The 16,637-nt window shown below is 71.2% G+C and carries 14 protein-coding genes and 1 pseudogene; 12 read left to right on the forward strand and 3 right to left on the reverse strand.

The window, feature by feature from the left end; translation table 11 throughout:
- The first annotated feature begins 15 nt into the window (after positions 1-15).
- Positions 16-654, forward strand: coding sequence for a TetR/AcrR family transcriptional regulator (locus J8M50_RS25915; RefSeq protein WP_010359961.1), 639 nt, complete (start codon positions 16-18; stop codon positions 652-654).
- A gap of 58 nt (positions 655-712) precedes the next feature.
- Entirely contained in the window at positions 713-1,780 is a 1,068-nt protein-coding gene (locus J8M50_RS25920) for a DNA polymerase III subunit beta family protein (RefSeq protein ID WP_010359960.1), read from the forward strand.
- A 118-nt stretch (positions 1,781-1,898) separates the two neighbouring features.
- Here the strand turns inward: J8M50_RS25920 and J8M50_RS25925 are convergent.
- Together J8M50_RS25925 and J8M50_RS25930 are read right to left on the reverse strand one after the other, a co-directional pair.
- Positions 1,899-2,296: pseudogene (locus J8M50_RS25925) on the reverse strand (zinc-binding dehydrogenase); the annotation flags it as partial.
- On the reverse strand, positions 2,233-2,469 hold the full coding sequence (locus J8M50_RS25930; RefSeq protein ID WP_010359958.1) for a hypothetical protein: 237 nt from the start codon (positions 2,467-2,469) through the stop codon (positions 2,233-2,235). The pseudogene J8M50_RS25925 and the gene J8M50_RS25930, both read right to left, overlap by 64 nt.
- 128 nt (positions 2,470-2,597) lie before the next feature.
- On the opposite strand from J8M50_RS25930, the gene J8M50_RS25935 reads away from it, so the two are divergent.
- The 9 genes from J8M50_RS25935 (at position 2,598) to J8M50_RS25980 (ending at position 12,611) form a co-directional block, all read left to right on the forward strand.
- A complete protein-coding gene (locus J8M50_RS25935; RefSeq protein WP_040838519.1) occupies positions 2,598-3,467 on the forward strand; it encodes an alpha/beta fold hydrolase in 870 nt (289 codons plus the stop codon).
- Positions 3,468-4,327: 860 nt separating this feature from the next.
- Positions 4,328-5,623, forward strand: a complete 1,296-nt coding sequence (locus tag J8M50_RS25945) for an extracellular solute-binding protein (protein ID WP_010359955.1) — start codon at positions 4,328-4,330, stop codon at positions 5,621-5,623.
- A complete protein-coding gene (locus J8M50_RS25950; protein ID WP_010359954.1) occupies positions 5,620-6,513 on the forward strand; it encodes a carbohydrate ABC transporter permease in 894 nt (297 codons plus the stop codon). Before J8M50_RS25945 ends, J8M50_RS25950 begins: the two co-directional genes overlap by 4 nt.
- Positions 6,510-7,391 (forward strand): carbohydrate ABC transporter permease, encoded by an 882-nt coding sequence (locus J8M50_RS25955; protein ID WP_010359953.1) that lies wholly within the window; start codon positions 6,510-6,512, stop codon positions 7,389-7,391. The genes J8M50_RS25950 and J8M50_RS25955 overlap by 4 nt, the downstream gene beginning before the upstream one ends.
- 40 nt (positions 7,392-7,431) lie before the next feature.
- Positions 7,432-8,571 (forward strand): ROK family transcriptional regulator, encoded by a 1,140-nt coding sequence (locus J8M50_RS25960; RefSeq protein ID WP_010359951.1) that lies wholly within the window; start codon positions 7,432-7,434, stop codon positions 8,569-8,571.
- 37 nt (positions 8,572-8,608) lie between these two features.
- The gene (locus J8M50_RS25965) at positions 8,609-10,186 is read left to right on the forward strand and encodes a GMC oxidoreductase (RefSeq protein WP_010359950.1); all 1,578 of its coding nucleotides are present in this window, start codon (positions 8,609-8,611) and stop codon (positions 10,184-10,186) included.
- Positions 10,134-10,742 (forward strand): nucleoside deaminase, encoded by a 609-nt coding sequence (locus tag J8M50_RS25970; protein WP_010359949.1) that lies wholly within the window; start codon positions 10,134-10,136, stop codon positions 10,740-10,742. Before J8M50_RS25965 ends, J8M50_RS25970 begins: the two co-directional genes overlap by 53 nt.
- Positions 10,739-11,722, forward strand: coding sequence for a sugar phosphate isomerase/epimerase family protein (locus tag J8M50_RS25975; RefSeq protein ID WP_010359948.1), 984 nt, complete (start codon positions 10,739-10,741; stop codon positions 11,720-11,722). The genes J8M50_RS25970 and J8M50_RS25975 overlap by 4 nt, the downstream gene beginning before the upstream one ends.
- Positions 11,723-12,119: 397 nt before the next feature.
- A complete protein-coding gene (locus J8M50_RS25980) occupies positions 12,120-12,611 on the forward strand; it encodes a hypothetical protein (protein ID WP_010359947.1) in 492 nt (163 codons plus the stop codon).
- 676 nt (positions 12,612-13,287) lie between these two features.
- Here the strand turns inward: J8M50_RS25980 and J8M50_RS25985 are convergent.
- Positions 13,288-13,446, reverse strand: a complete 159-nt coding sequence (locus J8M50_RS25985; protein WP_223786269.1) for a hypothetical protein — start codon at positions 13,444-13,446, stop codon at positions 13,288-13,290.
- A gap of 320 nt (positions 13,447-13,766) precedes the next feature.
- Between J8M50_RS25985 and J8M50_RS25990 the strand changes: the two genes are divergently transcribed.
- A complete protein-coding gene (locus J8M50_RS25990; protein ID WP_010359945.1) occupies positions 13,767-16,631 on the forward strand; it encodes a LuxR C-terminal-related transcriptional regulator in 2,865 nt (954 codons plus the stop codon).
- Positions 16,632-16,637 lie beyond the last annotated feature (6 nt).

Consider the following 16,637-nt stretch of genomic DNA (forward strand, 5'->3'; position numbering starts at 1 on the left):
TCAGGGAAGTCACAGATGGCGACGACGGACAGCCGCGCGCCCCGGCGCCGGGTCGATGCCCGCTCCAGCGTGGAGCGCATCACCGCTGCGGGGCGGACGGTGCTGGGCAGGGGTGAAGCCTCCCTGGAGCAGATCGCGGCAGAAGCCGGCGTGGGCATCGCCACGCTCTACCGCCACTTCCCCAACCGTGAGGCCATCGTCCGGGCCGTCCTGGAGGACATCCTCGAAACCGACCTGCTCCCGTTCATCGAGCGAGCTGCCGACTCCCCGCACACCCGCCAGGCCCTTCAGGACGTCGCCACGCATCTGCTCGACCTGATCACCGAGGAGCGGGGGCTGGTCACCTTCGCCGGGAACTTCGCCGACGTCGCGGTGGAGGTCCTCCAGCGCTTCAGCGCCTCACTCCACCCGCTCCTGGTGCGCGCGCAGCAGGCCGGCGAGATCCGCTCCGACCTCACCGCCGAGGACATCCCCCACTTCCTCGTCATGGCCGTCGCCGGCCTCGCGCTCCCCGGCACGGCACCCTCGCTGCGCGCCCGCTTCATCGCCCTGCTCTTCGACTCGCTCGACCCGGCCAACGCGAGCCCCCTGCCGCCGCTGCTCACCGGAGAGGACGACCTGCGTACCTCGCTCGGCAATGTCGCGCGCACGTGATTCCTGGATTGACCCTCGACCTTGTGCAGGGCCCAGAGTCCCGGGTGTGGAGAACGACATGCGCAGCATCGGAGAGATGGCCCGCGACAGCGGCCTGGGCGCGAGTGCCCTGCGGTTCTACGACCGTGCCGGTGTGCTGGTCCCGGCCTGGGTGGATCCGGTCAGCGGATACCGCTGGTACGAACCCGAGCAGCTCGAAGAGGCCCGGGTGCTGACCCGCCTGCGCCGGGCCGGGATGCCACTGGCGGACATCCGGCTGGTGCTGGCCAGCTGGTCCGGCGCGGACACCGACCTGGTCCGGAAGCTGCTCACGGCACACCTGCGCCGTATCGAACAAGGGCTGTCCGATGCCCGCAGCGAGTTCTCCGCGCTCCAAGCACTGCTCGATCACAGGGAGAACGTCATGACTTCGCTCAGCGTCGCCACCGTCCGGCTGTCCGTCGCCGCGCCCGAGCTGGCAGCCGCGCTGGACACGGTCCGCTTCGCGGCGAGCGCCGACCCGGAGCTGCCCATGCTCGGCGGGGTCCTGTTCGACATCGAGGGGGAGAGCCTCCATGTCGTGGCCACCGACCGGTACCGGATGGCTGTCGCGCAGGCCGGCGTTGCCGGACACGGCGGGAGCCGGGTGCAGGTCATCGTGCCCGCCCCGCTCGTCGACGCGATGCGGGCGCTGTCGGACGGCGAGGGGTCCGTACGGCTCTGCGTCGACGGTGGCCGTGTGACTCTGGAGGCCGGGGACAGGCAGGCGGCCGGTCAGTGCCTCGACCACGACTTCCCCGACTACCGTCGTCTCCTGCCGGCGGCCGGCGGACGCCGCGCCCTTGTCGAGGTGACGGCCTTCCGGAAGGCCCTGGAGACCGGTCCTGTCCGTGCCGCCGAGGGGGGAGCGCCCGAGCTCAGCGTGCTCAGGGTGGAGGACGGCGGCACGGTGACCCTCTGCGCGGACGGCGACGACGACCCGAACCGCGTCGCGGTCAACCGTGAGTTCCTGCTGGACGCGCTGGCCGCCGGAGCCCGGGACCGACTGTTTCTGGAGCTCGGGGCCCCCACGACGCCGATCGCGATCCGCCGGCCCGACGGCGAGGACGGCTTCTCGATCCTGATGCCGGTCCGCATGGAGGACTGACGTACGTTCGCCCTGATCCGGATCAGGGTGGTTCCGGTCCGTCGCCGAGGCGGCGGGAGATCTCCGGGGCCAGCGCGCTCTGCCAGCGCTGTGTCCTCTCCCACTGGTGGGGCTTCAGGGCGAAGGCGGCGTCAGGCGGACCGGCGACGCTGATGACCTTGTGAGGGAGTCGAGGACGACGTCGTAGTCGTGCAGGGCCGTCTCGAACGCCTGCTCCCTGTAGTCGACGACGACGTCGGCGCCCAACTGCCCGACCAGGTCGACGTTGGCGGTGCTCGCGGTCGTGGCCACGGTCACGCCCAGGTGCTTCGCCAACTGGATGGCGATGGTGCCCAGGCCGCCGCCGGGCTTGATTGCCACGTCGTCCTGGTGCACCGCGAGGAGTTCGGCGAAGGTGCCGATCCGGTTCTTGTCCGGCCGCGCGAACACCTCGTCACCCACCGCGAACCGGGTCACTGCCGCGCCGACCTCGACCACCACACCGGCCAGGTCGTTGCCGAGGGCGAACGGAGTTCGTCCGCGCGTCGCCCGTCCGGGAGGGCCCGGGAGAGCTGAAGGGTCCCGGCCACCATGGCGTAGACGCTGAGGGTCTTGGTGCGGGCCGAGAGCGGGTCGTCCGGTGCCAGTCGGCCAGCTGTTCTGATGATCCGCTGCCTGGTCTCCTGCTTGCGCTCGCTTCCGTATCGCACTTCGCGCTTCCGTGGTCGACTTGTGGACAGATTGAAGTACGGTCATACTTTAATGATTGGTGGCGTTGAAGGGCTTGATCGTCCGGGACTCCACCTGACGGAACCCCCACGCACCGAAAGGCATGGCAATGAGCGACTCACGAGAAGCGCGAGGCGATGTGGTGACGTCGTACAAAGACGCGCCGACCCGCACGATCACCGCCGGGGGAGTGACCTTCGCCTACCGGGAGCTCGGCCCCGAGTCGGAGACTCCGGTGGTGTTCATCACGCACCTCGCCGCAGTGCTCGACAACTGGGACCCCCGGGTCGTCGACGGCATCGCGGCCAGGCACCGGGTCATCACGTTCGACAATCGAGGGGTCGGGGCTTCGAGCGGTTCGACGCCGAAGACGATCGAGGAGATGGCGAGGGACGCCGTCACGTTCATCCGCGCGCTCGGGCTCGAACGCGTCGACATCCACGGCTTCTCCATGGGCGGCATGATCGCTCAGGTGATCGCGCAGACCGACCCCGGGCTCGTCCGCAGGCTGATCCTCACCGGTACCGGTCCTGCCGGTGGCGAGGGCATCAAGAACGTGACCCGGCTCTCCCACCTCGACACCGTCCGGGCGCTGCTCACCCTCCAGGACCCGAAGCAGTTCCTCTTCTTCACCCGGACCGCCGGTGGGCGCAGGGCGGGCAAGGAGTTCCTCGCCCGGTTGAAGGAACGCACCCAGGACCGGGACAAGGCAATCTCCCTCCCGGCGTACGGAGCCCAGCTCACGGCCATCCACCGGTGGGGGCTGGCGCGTCCGCAGGACCTCTCCGTCATCCGCCAGCCGGTACTTGTCGCCAACGGCGAGAGCGACCGGATGGTGCCGTCGAGCAACTCTGCCGACCTGGCCCGGCGGCTGCCGAACGCCGAGCTGGTGCTCTACCCCGACGCCGGGCACGGCGGGATCTTCCAGTTCCATCAGCAGTTCGTGGAGACGGCGCTGGAGTTCCTCGCGCGGCCGTAGGGACCGGTTCCCTCAGCTCGTGAGGGCGAAGGCGTTCTCGATTCCCTGTTCGAGGACGTCGGCGGCGAGCTTCTCGTCGGAGAGGGCGCGGGACAGTTGCAGTGTTCCGACCAGCATGGTGAAGAGTGCGATGGCCTTGCCTCGGGTCGATCGGGGGTTCCCGGGTGCCCGGCGGGCCTCGGTGTAGGCGTCTTTGACCGACTCCCCGCAGCGGCCGATCTCGTCGAGCAGGGCGGCGGAGGGGCAGCCGGTGCCGGGGTTGTCACCCCGGTCGCATCCGAGTCACGCGGTGGGACAAGCCTCAGCGAAGAACGGGCTGAAGCCAGCGGGAATGTCGGCCGCACGGACGGGTGGTGCTCGGTGCGGAGGCGGTTGGGGCGCAGTGGCCGCCGTGACTGTCGAGGGGCGTGACACATGGCGGGCCGTTCCCGAGGATCCGCAGCGGTGAACCCGGTTCTCGGCCCCGTCCCCACCGCCGAGGAGGCCCTCGCCCGGTACACCGACGAACTGCGCACCGCACAGCACCGGTAACGGGCCTGGGTTCCGTCCCGTACCTCCCGGGGCTCCCCGTGAACGGGCGCCAACCGTGGCCCGCCACTGTTGCTCCGGCCGCGTCTCCGCAGGCCAGAGCACAAAGCGCCGCTGGAGCACCAGCCACACAGAGGCCGCACGACGCAGCGCCAAGGGATTTTGCTACAAGTTCCGAAATTGTCCGGTGACGGATCCGCGATGCCACCGCAACCCACCCCGCCTACGGTCACTGCCACGCCGCACAGGCACCACCGGCCCCACCGGACCGAAATCGCAACTTCCCCCGAAATCCTCTCCGCGCCCCAGCGCCCATGTGACAGGAGCCCAGCGTGTCCCACCCCTCCAGACGCGGCGTCCTACGGCTGACCGCCGGCACAGCTCTCCTCGGCGGTCTCGCCCTGACAGGCTGCGGTCGCGGTGACAGCGCAGCGACCGCGGCCACCGCGAAGCCCGTCGACAACTCACCGGCCAAGGGAACCGTCAAGGTCTGGGCCGCACAGGGCGATGCCAACGTGCTCGACAAGGTCGTCAAGCCCTTCAAGGCCGCGAACCCCGGCCTCGACGTGACGTTCACGCTGATCCCGAACGGCGAGTACTACACCAAGCTCCAGTCGGCGATAGCGGCGGGCAAGGGACCTGACGTCGCCCAGTTCTTCCCCGAGTCGCAGGCACAGTTCCTCGACCCGTCGATCCTGCGGCCCGTCCCCGAGGGCCTCGTCGCCCCGTCCGCCTTCTTCCCGAGCCTGTGGGACGCCGGCGTGGTCAAGAACGTCGCCTACACCGTGCCCTGGTACGCCTACACCTACGCGCTCGTCTACCGCGCCGACCTCGCCGAGAAGGCGGGCGTCAAGGCCCCGGCGACCTGGGACGAGACGGTGCCGTTCCTCAAGGCGCTCCAGAGCGCCGGCGCCGGGCACGGCCTCGGGGCCGACATCGGCTGGGACGTCTTCAACGGCCAGGACGCCGCGATGTACGCCTGGCAGGCGGGCGGCTCACTGCTCTCGCCCGGCGGCAAGTGGACGCTCGACACACCGGCGATGGCCGACGCGATCACGTACAACGCGTCGTTCTTCACCTCGGGCGTCGCCGACACCAGCGGGCCCACGTTCCTCGACGCGCAGCCGTCCTTCGTGTCGGGCAGGACCGCCTGCATGATCACCGGCCCGTGGGTCCTCGGCCAGCTCGACGCGGTCGCGAAGAAGACCGGCTGGACCGCCGCCCACGTCGCCACCGCACCCCTGCCGGCCGGACCGTCGGGCAACGTCTCCTTCTCCGCCGGCGGCAGCTGGGGCGTGCTCGCCGACAGCGGCAACGCGGACGCGGCGTGGAAGTTCGTCCGGCACCTCTCCGAGCCGAGCGCCCAGGTCGCGCAGTACAAGGCGTACGGCTCGCTGCCCGCCGTCGCCTCCGCCTGGACCGACCCGGCCCTCGCGGGCCAGCCGCTGCTGGCCGCCTTCCTCACGCAGCTGAAGAACACCCGGGCCTTCCCGAGGGTGAGCAACTGGCAGCAGGTCGCCACCCGGCTGGGCAAGGAGATGGAAGCCGTGGCCAAGGGCAAGGGGACCGCCGCGAAGGCCGCCGCGAACGTGCAGGCGTACGCCGAGAGCCTCGGCACGGGCCGATGACCGCCACCATCAGGCGCCAAAACTCCCGGCGGACGGCTGTCGCCTGGCTGTTCCTCGCACCGTTCACCCTGGTGTTCCTGCTCTACACGGCGATACCCACCGTCGCCGCGCTCGGCTTCAGCTTCACCGACCTGCGCGGCGCGGACCTGCGGCACCCCTTCGCCGTCGACTTCACCGGCATCGAGAACTACGCCCGGCTGCTGGCGGACCCGGTCTTCCTGCGCGACATCCTCAACACCGTCCTGTTCGTGGCCGTCGGCGTGCCGCTGACCATGGGGTTCGGGTTCGCGCTCGCCCTCGCGCTCAACTCCGGCATCAGACGGCTGCGCGGCGTCTTCCGCACCGTCTTCTTCGCACCGGTCGTCACGAACGTCGTCGCCGTCGCCATGATCTGGCAGTACGCCTTCAACACCGACGGCACCGTCAACAAGGTCCTCGGCGCCATCGGCCTCGCCGGGCCGAACTGGCTGGACGACACCCACCTGGCCATGCCCGTGGTCATCGCGCTCGGCGTCTGGCGCAACGTCGGCATCGCGATGGTGCTGTTCCTCGCCGGTCTCCAGGCGGTGCCCCGGGACGTGTACGAGGCCGCCTCCCTCGACGGCGCAGGCCGCTGGCGCAAGCTGCGGCACATCACCCTGCCGCTGCTGATGCCGACCACGCTGATGGTGTCGGTCCTGCTGACCGTCTTCTACCTCCAGGTCTTCGACGAGCCGTATCTCCTCACCGGCGGCGGCCCGCTGGGCTCCACCGAGTCCATGGCGCTCTACACCTACCACCAGTTCGGGGCAGGCGAGTTCGGCATGTCCTCGGCGGCGTCCTTCATGACGCTCCTCCTCGTGACGTTGGTGAGCATCGTCCAGTTCCGAATGCTGAGGCCCCGCTCATGACCACCATCGCCGCACCGCGCAATGCGGAGCTGACGGACGAACGGACACGGGCACACCGACGGTCCCTCGCCCGCCCCCTGCTGTACGCCGCGCTCGTCCTGTGCGCGCTGCTCACGCTGCTGCCGTTCGTCTGGGTCCTCAGCGGCTCGCTGCGCAGCCTCGACGAGATCCGCTCCGACCCCGGCGCCTGGCTCCCGCACCACGCCACCCTCGACAACTTCGTCCGGCTGTTCCGGACCCAGGGCTTCGGCCGATTCCTGGCCAACAGCGTCGTGGTCGCGGCCATCGTCGTCGCCGGCAACATCGTGGCCGCGTCGGCGGCGGGATACGCGCTCGCCAAGCTGGACTTCGCGGGCAAACGGATCGCGTTCGGCGCGGTCATGGCGGCGATGATGGTGCCGTTCACCACGGTGTTCGTCACCCAGTTCGTGATCACCGTCGACCTGGGCCTGGCGGACACCCTCACCGGCATCGCCCTGCCCGGCGCCGCGCTGCCGCTGTCCGTGTTCATCATGCGGCAGTACGCCCTGTCGGTCCCCGACGAACTCCTGGAAGCGGCCCGGATCGACGGGGCGGGCGAGCTGCGGATCTTCTTCCGGATCTTCCTGCCGCTGGCCGGTCCCGCCGTCGCGACGATCACGATCATGTCGTTCCTCACCTCGTGGAACAACTTCATCTGGCCGCTCGTCGTCGCCCAGAGCACCTCCACCTACACGCTGCCGGTGGGCCTCGCCGCCACCAGCCAGGCCGCCGCACACGTCACCGACTACGGCCTGATGCTCGCCGGCGCGATCGTCGTCATGTTGCCGGTCCTCGTGCTCTTCCTGTTCCTCCAGCGCTACTTCGTCCAGGGCGTCGCCGGATCGGGAATGCGGTGACCGCGCGCGGTTTCGGGGACGACGTGGGGGAGGCCTGCTGATGCCCGGGATGAACCAGAGCGCCGTCCGGCGGGTCAACACCTCGGTGATCCTGCGCACGCTCGCCGTGTCGGCCGGACCGATGACGCTGGCCGAACTGTCCGAACGGGTCGGCCTGTCCCGCCGTACCGTCGAACTCGTCCTGGACTCGCTCGTCGACGCGGGCTGGGTGAGCGAACTCGACCGGGTGCCGGTGAGCGGCTGTGCCGGGCGCCCCGCGCGCCGGTACGAACTGCGGGCCGACCACGCGCTGCTGGCGGCCGTCCGCATCACCACCCTGGACGGGTCCGCGGTCGTCGCCGACGTACGCGGTCGCATCGTCGGCCGGGCGCACCGGCCGCTGCGCGACTACCAGGACCCGCAGACCACCCTCGACGACGCGGCGGCCCTGGTCCTGGAGGCCCTCGCCGACGCGGGCGGGACGGCGGACCGGCTGCGGGCCGGCGCGATCGCGGGCGTCGGCGCGATCGACGACGACGGCGTCGTACGGCGCCTGGTCCACACGACGCAGTGGGAAGGCGTACGTCTGCCCGAGGAACTCGGGCGGCGCATCCGCGTGCCGTGGTTCGCGGACAACGACACCAACCTCGGTGCGCTCGGCGAGCGTTGGCGGGGCGCGGCCGGGGACCACGACAACGTCGTCTGGGCGATGCTCGGCAACCGGACCGGCCTCGGCATCCTCATCCGCGGCGACGTCCACCGCGGTCTCGAAGGCTCGGCGGGTGAGATCGCCGAGGCGGTGTCGCTGCCGGCCGGCTCGGTCGAGCACCGCCCCGTCGCGTGGCTGACCTCACCGGATCAGGCCCGGCGGCGTATCGCGCTCGGCCGCTTCGCCGAGGCCCGGGCGGGCGATACGGCGGCGCTCGGGGAGGTCGACGAGTTCGTCGCGAACATCGCGTCGATCCTCACCACCCTGTCGTGGACCGTCGCGCCGTCGCTCATCGTCCTCGGCGGCGGGCTGGAGGACGCGGCCGACGTACTGCTGCCCCGGGTGCGCGCGGCGATGCGCGGCGCCCGTACCCCCGCCGTCGAACTGCGCGCCACCGCACTGGGCTCCGACGGCCCGCTCATCGGCGCCGTCAAGTTCGTGCTCGACCACATGGACACCGAGCTGTTCGGCCCGCCCGTCCCGCGCGCGTGAACCCGCGCTTTCCCCCTCACACCTCAGGAGCCCGACCATGACCGGCACCAGCAGGACCGGCGTTCTCATCGTGGGCAGCGGCATCATGGGATCCCTCGTGGCCCGGCTGCTGCGGGACACCGACCCGGCGCTGGACATCACGATGGTCGACGGCGGCCGGCCGATCGGATCGGCCCCCGGCCTGCACCTGCACGACCTCGACGACCCGGCCCTCTGGGCGCGCTACAACGAACAGGTCGCCACCGGCGTCCAGGGCCTGTACACGGGCGCCGACGTCGTGCGCGACGTCGCGGACAGCGTCACCGGCCTGGCACCCGGCATGTTCCACGCGCTCGCCTTCGGCCAGGACGCCGAGGCGATGCCGGCCGCCGCGCTCGCCTGGAACGCGGGCGGCATGGGCGTGCACTGGACCGCCGCGACCCCCTGGCCCGCCGGGGACGAGGTGTTCGACTTCGGCGACCCGGACCGCTGGACGACGGATCTGGACACCGCGCGCCGCCTGCTCGCGGTCACGCCCGCCGCGATCGGGCCGACCCCGGTCGGCCGGGTGGTGCTCGACGTGCTGGGCCGCCGCTTCGACGGCGTCGGACCGTACGACCGGCAGCCGCAGCCGATGCCCATGGCGGTCACCCCGACCCCGACGGGACCCATGCCGCGTACGGCGCCGGGGACGATCTTCCCCCCGATCGCGGTCGGCGGGGACCCGGCCTTCACCCTCCTGACCGGCACCCTCGCCACCGCTCTCGTCACCGAGGACGGCCGGGCCTTGGGCGCCCGCCTGCGCCGCGTCGCCGACGGCGCCGAGTCCGAACTCCGCGCGGACACCGTGGTGGTGTGCGCCGACGCGCTGCGCACCCCGCAACTGCTGTTCGCGTCCGGCATCCGGCCGCAGGCGCTGGGGCGCCACCTCAACGAGCACGCGTTCATCAGCGCCCGGGTCCTCCTCGACCTCGACCGCTTCGGCATCGCCCTCGACTCTCTGCCCCTGCCGCGCCCCGGCGAGTTCGCCACCGACTCGCTCTGGCTGCCGCACAACGGAGCGGCGCAGCCGTTCCACGGCCAGGTCATGAACCGCACCTACGTCGACGACACCGGCCGGCCCCTCGCGCACTCGGTGGGCCTGTCGCTGTACGTCCCCGTCGAGTCGCGCCCCGAGAACCGGCTCGTGTTCTCGGAGACCCGCACCGACCTCGCCGGGATGCCACGGATCACCGTCGAGTTCGGCTACTCCGACGCCGACCGCGCGCTGATCGACCGGGCACTCGGCGAAGTCCGTTCGCTCGCCGAGGAGTTCGGTACGTTCGACCCCGCGACCGAACGGGCCCTGCTCCCGCCCGGCTCCTCGCTGCACCAGACCGGAACCGTCCGCGCCGGTCTCGCCGACGACGGCGCCAGCGTGTGCGACCCCGACGGCCGGGTGTGGGGCTTCGACAACCTCTACCTCGCGGGCAACGGTGTGATCCCCACCGCGATGGCCGCCAACGTCACCCTGGCCGGCGCGGTGACGGCGGTACGCGCCGCGCGCGCCGTCGCCGCCCGCCCTCTGAAAGGAACCCGTAACCATGATCGACGTCCCGAAGGAATATCGCGTCGCCCTGCCCGCGTGGATCGATGACGAACTCGCCGACGTGCCGGCCGTCATCCCCGACCACGAAGGCCGGATGCGCCTCGTCCACCGCCTGGCCGACCGCAACTGGCGGGAGGGCAACGGGGGTCCGTTCGCGGCACTCGTCGCCGAGCGGGACACCGGCCGCATCGTCTCGGTCGGCGTGAACGTGGTGCTCGCCTCCGGCGTCTCCAGCGCGCACGCCGAGGTCGTCGCGCTGGGCCTCGCCCAGCGGGCGACCGGCGGCTGGGACCTCGGCGGCGAGGGCCTGCCCGCGCACGAACTCGTCGTCAACTGGCGCCCGTGCGTTCAGTGTTACGGCGCGGCGATGTGGTCCGGAGTACGCGGCCTCGTGGTCGCCGGCGAGGGGCCTGACCTGGAGGAGATCACGACCTTCGACGAAGGCCCCCTCGGCGCGGACTGGGCCGAGCAGTTCGAGGCACGCGGCATCACCGTCGTACGGGACGTGCTGCGCGGCGAGGCGCTGGCCGTGTTCCGGGCCTACCGGGACGCCGTCGACGCCGACGGGGTCACCGTTTACAACGCCCGTGGAGGCGCCGCGTGACACCCCTCTTCGCGACCGACGTCGTCACCTTCTACCACCCGGACTTCTGGGGGCTGGACTCCGCCGAGGCCCTGCGCGACTGGGCCCACGACCACCCCCGGGCCTTCTGGGAGCGTGTGATGGACGCGCTGGCCGAGGCCGGGATCACCGGCCTGGAGCTGACCTTCCCGCCCGGCGACATCGACTCCGCGCTGCGTGCCTACGGGAGTGCGGCCTCCTTCCGCCGCGCGCTCGCGGACCGGGGGCTGTCCGTGGTCAGCGCGTTCATCGCCGGCAGCGACGCCCCCGACTGGCGGCAGGACGGCAGCCTGCCCGCGATCGTCGCCGACGCCGAGCGCCGCGCCGCGTTCCTCTCCGAGGTGGGGGCGGGGCTCCTCGTCGCGGGGCTGCCGATGCGTACGACGCTCGGGACCCGTCCGCCGTTCTTCGTCGACGCCGCGTACATGACCCGGATGGCCGACATCGCCCACGTGGTCGGCGAGGCCGTCTCCCGGTACGGCGTGAAGCTCGCCTTCCACACCGAGTCCAACAGCACCCTCTGGTACGAGCGGGACATCGACCTGTTCATGGCTCTGACCGATCCGCGCTACGTATGGCTGTGCCCCGACTCCTGCCACATCGCGCTGGGCGGGGGCGATCCCGTCGCCGTCGCGCGGCGTCACTCGCAGCGCATCGCGCTTGCGCACTGGAAGGACGCCGTCAAGCCGATCGATGTCGAACTCACCATCGACGAGACGGTCTTCGCGCAGCAGCAGCCCTATATGGCTGAACTGGGCACGGGCATCGTGGAGTGGCGGGCCTGGGCCGAGGTGATGTCCCGTACGCCGGGTGCCGGGGTCGTGCTTGTCGAACTGGACGAGGCGGTTGATCCTGTGGCTGCTCTGCGGGCGGGGAGGGCTGTTGTGGAAGGGGTCCTGGCGGGGGCGGTGGCCGGCGATCGCACCGCGCCGGCCGGAGGGCAGAGCCGCTCGCATCCGTGAGGGTGACCGAGGTCGTCGGTGTCCTGGCCTTCGGCCGGCTGCCGCTGGGGCGCGCCGCCCGGGTCTCTCCGGGCGGTTGGTCCAGATCGCGGTTGAGGGGGCCGGGTTGTACGGGGCCGGGTGACGGCCCTGCTGCCGAGGCCGACTGCGTACTCGGTGGCTGCGAGCGTCTTCTCCTCGGGCAGGTATCGGGCGGTGATCAGGGCGCGGCGGCCGTGGCTCGTGTGGTTCCCCTGGTACGCCGGGTCGTCGGCGATGGCCTTGGTGAGCGTGACGGCGACCAGGAACGCAGGTCTTTGAAAGCCTTCTCCCCGCCGACGCTGCTGTCCGAGGCTGCGGCGATCCTCCTGAGGAGGCCGGACGCGGGGCTCGGTCATGCTCCGCCTAAGCTGCGGGCGTGGACTACAGCGAACTTGAGGCGGACATCCTCCGGATGGTCGTCGCGGCCACCGAGGACGACGTTCGTGCCTTCGGGGAGGAGACGGTCACGCGTCTGGTGCGGCCGGAGTTGCTCCGTGGTGCGACCGAGGACGAACTCACCGAAGAGGCCCGGGCGGCTCTGGCGACCGCCTGCGCGAACGTTCTGACGATCAGCGCCGCCGAACTGCACGACGCGCTCGCGACGATCTACGACGGCATCCTGGTCGAGGACGATCTGGACGCCGGAGTCCTCACCGCCGTCAGCGCGTTGGCGCATTGGAAGAGCTACCTGGAGCAGGGCCGGCGTGGTGAGCTCTACGAACTCGCCATCCGTTCCGTCGAGGACATCGACCACGAGGTCTCCGCCGACCTCGACGACATCCTCGCGACACCGGAGATGGCCGCCGGGCACGAGCGCATCCGCCGGCTGCTGGACCCCGGTACGGCCCGTACCGGCCCGCTCTCGTAGGCGTGGACGCGGCTGAGATGGGTTGTAACGGTCATCTCCTCGTTGAAGAGACGGCCGGCGATCTCGCTGTTGGCCAGTTCCCGTGCGACCAGGGTGAGAGCCGCCCTTGATCGGTCGGCCGGCGCGGCCAGACGCGGACACGAGTGGTCGCAGGCCGAGGTGTTCGACCAGACGCCGGGTGAGCGAGGGCGCCACCATGTCTTCGGCCAGCAGGCCACGCGGACGGTGGCCAGGGTTTCCTCGGCGGGGAAGCCGTTCGCACCGGCCGCAGGGTGGGCGCGGTGAGGGGACGGACGGTGGCGTCGGGCTGGTTGTTGCCGCATAGAGGCCACTGCCAGTGGTGCGCCGCCGGTGTACATGGCGGGTACCGGGTCGTCGGTGCGGTTCCGGACCAGAGCCTGGGCCATTGACCACCGCCGTGCACGTTCCGGCCCGAACAGGCGCTCAGGTTCGCTCAGTTGGGCGTGCCGGGCGGCGGAGGCCCGGCAGTCCGCCTGCGTGTCGTCCAACAGGCGTGAACCGGCCTGACGGTATGTCGACGGAGCCTGAGCGTCCTGCCGCCAGGCCGACTGTCCATCCGGAAGGTGAAGCCGGAATCGGAGACGCGCCGATGATCCCCTCCCAGCACCCCTCGCGCCCGCCTCTCCCCGAACGCCATACCCCGCGAGCCGCCAGCTCAGTTGCCGGTCTTCTTGTCGAACCATCCGAGCGAGCGGAGGACGGACGAGCCGATGAAGAGGATGCCGAGAGGAACGATCGTGAACCAGATGGCGCCCGCTTTCATGGCCGCGAGCACCGCGATGGCGCAGATCGCCAGCGCCAGGAGCACGAGCATCCCCAGAAGGACACGGATCTTGGAAACCAATGGAGGACTCTCCCCTGTTCAGCTGGGCTCTGTCGACCGACCGGGCGGCGTTCCAGCACCGAGGCCGCCGACACCACGGCCCCGCCCGGAAGCTCATGAGGCGAGTCTCCCAACGCTGTCCTGCGGAGGCATTCGTAGAACTACGTAATCGACTACCTAGGTTCCCTGCCGAGCCCGGCCCTCCCGCAGAGCACCGTTCACGCCGCAAGTCGGCCAACTCGATGGCCTAATATCCGAATTGGCCGGTAACGGATGGTCGTGTGCACGTTCAGGGGAAGGGAGAGGGCCGCTTGCCCCTCAAGGATCAGGCCCGCGGGAACGCCGCCGCTCTCGTCGGCAGACAGGCGCAGGTCGAGTGTCTTGCCTCGGTCGTCAAGGATCTGGGCGACGGCCGGGGAGCGGTGCTGGAGGTCACGGGAGAACCCGGGATCGGCAAGACCACCCTGCTCGGCCTGCTCGCCGAGCGGGCCGCCGAGGCAGGAGCCCTGGTGGCGCGAGCCCACGCCGTACGCGGTGCGACACGACCCGGCCAGATCATCACCGAGGTCCTGGATGCCCTGGAGGCGCGGAACCCACGGGAGCCGGACGCCGAGGTACGGAACGTGCTGGGGCGCTGGGCGGCGCGGCACGGAGGTGTCCTCGTCCTCGACAACGTGCACCTCTGCGACGAGCAGTCCACGAGACTGATCGCCCAGCTCGTGCGGACACCTCCGCCCGGCCCGTTCGTCCTAGCCCTGGCACACCGCCCCCGGCAGTCCGGCCCGGTGCTGAGAGAAGCGCTCGAACACGGAGTGGAGACCGGCTCGGTCGTCCGCCTGGCCCCCACCTCTCTGGACCTCCGGGCGATATCCGCCTTGCTCGGCCACGAGGGGTCCGACACCGTCTCCCGCCCGGCGCGCGACCACGCGTACACCGAGTGGCGCGCCTCCGAGACGCCCGTGCTCGACAGCACCTACATCGAGCAGTTGCACGCCACTTCCGGCGGCAACCCCCGGATGCTGCGCATCCTGCTCGCGGCGCGGTGGGACCCGGACGAGTGGCCGCTCAGCGCCGGTACGGACCGGGATGGCATGCTCCGGGAGGCCGTCTTCGTCGTCAACGAACTGGACTCCCTCACCGTCGACGCCGCGCACGCGGTCCACGCCGCCGCCGTTCTGGGTGACCCCTTCCTGCCGGATGACGTCGCCGAAGTCTCCGGCCTCGGTCTGGAACGGACCCTCGGAGCGTTCACCGAACTCGTCGACGTGGACCTGATACGGCCGCTGCCCTGGGGCGGCGGCTACGCCTTCCGGCACCCCGTCCTCGGCCATGTCGCCCTGGAACACCCGTCGCCGTCCACGCGCGTCGGCGCTCACCGGCGGGCCATGGACCTGCTCACCGCACGAGGGGCCCCAGCGCTCCTGCGCGCCCGGCAGGCCGAGCACCTGGTGGGCGCGGGCAGTGCCCAGGCCCGGCAGGTGCTGGTCGACGGCGCGGCGGAGGCGATGGCCAAGTCCCCGGCCACCGCCGCCCGTTGGCTGCGCCTGGCGCTGGACCACCTGCCTGCCGGAGAGGGGATCAGCGCCTCCCGGGTCCTTCTGGTGCTCGACCACTGCCAGGCGCTCAGTGCCGTGGGCCGCCTCCAGGAAGCCCGTACGCTCGTGCACGAGCTGCTCCGGCATCAGGCGGATCTCTCCGAGGACCTGTTGCTGAACGTCTACGCGGTCTGCGGAGAGCTGGAGCGGCTGCTGGGCCGTCACCAGGAGGCCGCAGCGGTGATCCGGACGGCACTCGACCTCGTACCCCGCCCCCTGCCGGTTCCACTGCCGCAGCCGACGGCCGAACTGATCACCGCGTACGGGCGGGTGCAGTTGTTCCGGGGCACGTACGGCGAGGCACGCGACGTGGTCCGGGAGGCGGCGCGGGCCGCCGGAACCGTCGGCCCGGCGGTGCCCTACCTACGGGCCCTGGGCGCCCTCGGCGACACCCAGCTCGGGCTGCTGCCCGAGGCCGTCGCGGAGGTCACCGAGTGCGCGCGGATCGTGGACGCCCTGCCGGACGCCGCCGCCGTCACCATGCCCGACGTGCTGGCCATGCTCGGCTGCGCGGAGTTGTTCCAGGAGCGCTTCCACGACGCCTACCGGCACCTGGAACGAGGACTCCAGGCGACCACGGGCGCCACCCGGCGGTTCATCCGGATCAACCAACTGGTGGCCCTGTGCCACCTCGACCAGATGACGGGGCGCCTGGAGACCCTCTGCCGCCGTGCCGAGGAGGCCCATCTGCTCGCCCGGACGAGCGGGGTCGACGAAGCCGCCGGGATCGCCATGATCCTGCGGGCGACGGGGCTGCTCTGGACAGGTCCACGGCGGGACACCGACAGGCTGCTCGAACTCACCGAGGAAGGGCTCTCCCTCGCCCTGCGCAAGCGGGGCTGGCGGGCAGCCGTCGCGGTCGGTCTGCGCGCCCAGGCCCAGTTCCTGGCCGGGGACCGGGAAGGCTGCCTGCGCACCCTCGTCGAGGAGGGCGGCCCACGGCTGGAGCGGCTGCTGCGGGCCTGGCAGCCTTCCCTCCTCGCCCTCGCCTCCGTCGCGGCACTGCGGTGCGGTGACCTCGACGCCGCACGCGACTGGGCCGAGACGGGGGAGACCGTGGCCGAAGAGCTGGGGCTGCCGCTGCAACAGCAGCACGTACGCAGAGCCCGGGCCGAACTCCACGCCGCCGAAGGAGAACACCGCCTGGCGGCAGGGCTGTTCTTCGACGTCGCGGAGTCGTTCCGCCGCGCGGGCCTGCCCGTGGAACACGCCTGGACCCTGGTGACCGGGGCGCCTTCCGCCCACGCGGCCCACGGCACCCAACAGGCCCTGGAGTGGCTCGACATGGCGGGAAAGGCCGCTCGGACCTGCGGAGCACAGCGGATCCTGGAGGAGGCGGCCAAGGCCAGGAGCCTGCTGCCCGTGTCCCACGCGACGACGGCTCTTCTCACCGAGCGGGAGCGGGAGATCGCGGAACTGGCGGCCGGAGGCAAACGCACCAAAGAGATCGCCGAGCAGCTCTTCGTCAGCACCAGGACGGTCGAAGCCCACCTCGGCAGCGTCTACCGCAAGCTCGACATCCCCTCCCGGGCGGCACTGCCGCGCGCACTGGGCACAGCGATCCACCGGCCGGCCGTTTGACGGGTC

The organism is Streptomyces acidiscabies (genome assembly GCF_020010905.1).
Lineage (GTDB): Bacteria > Actinomycetota > Actinomycetes > Streptomycetales > Streptomycetaceae > Streptomyces > Streptomyces acidiscabies.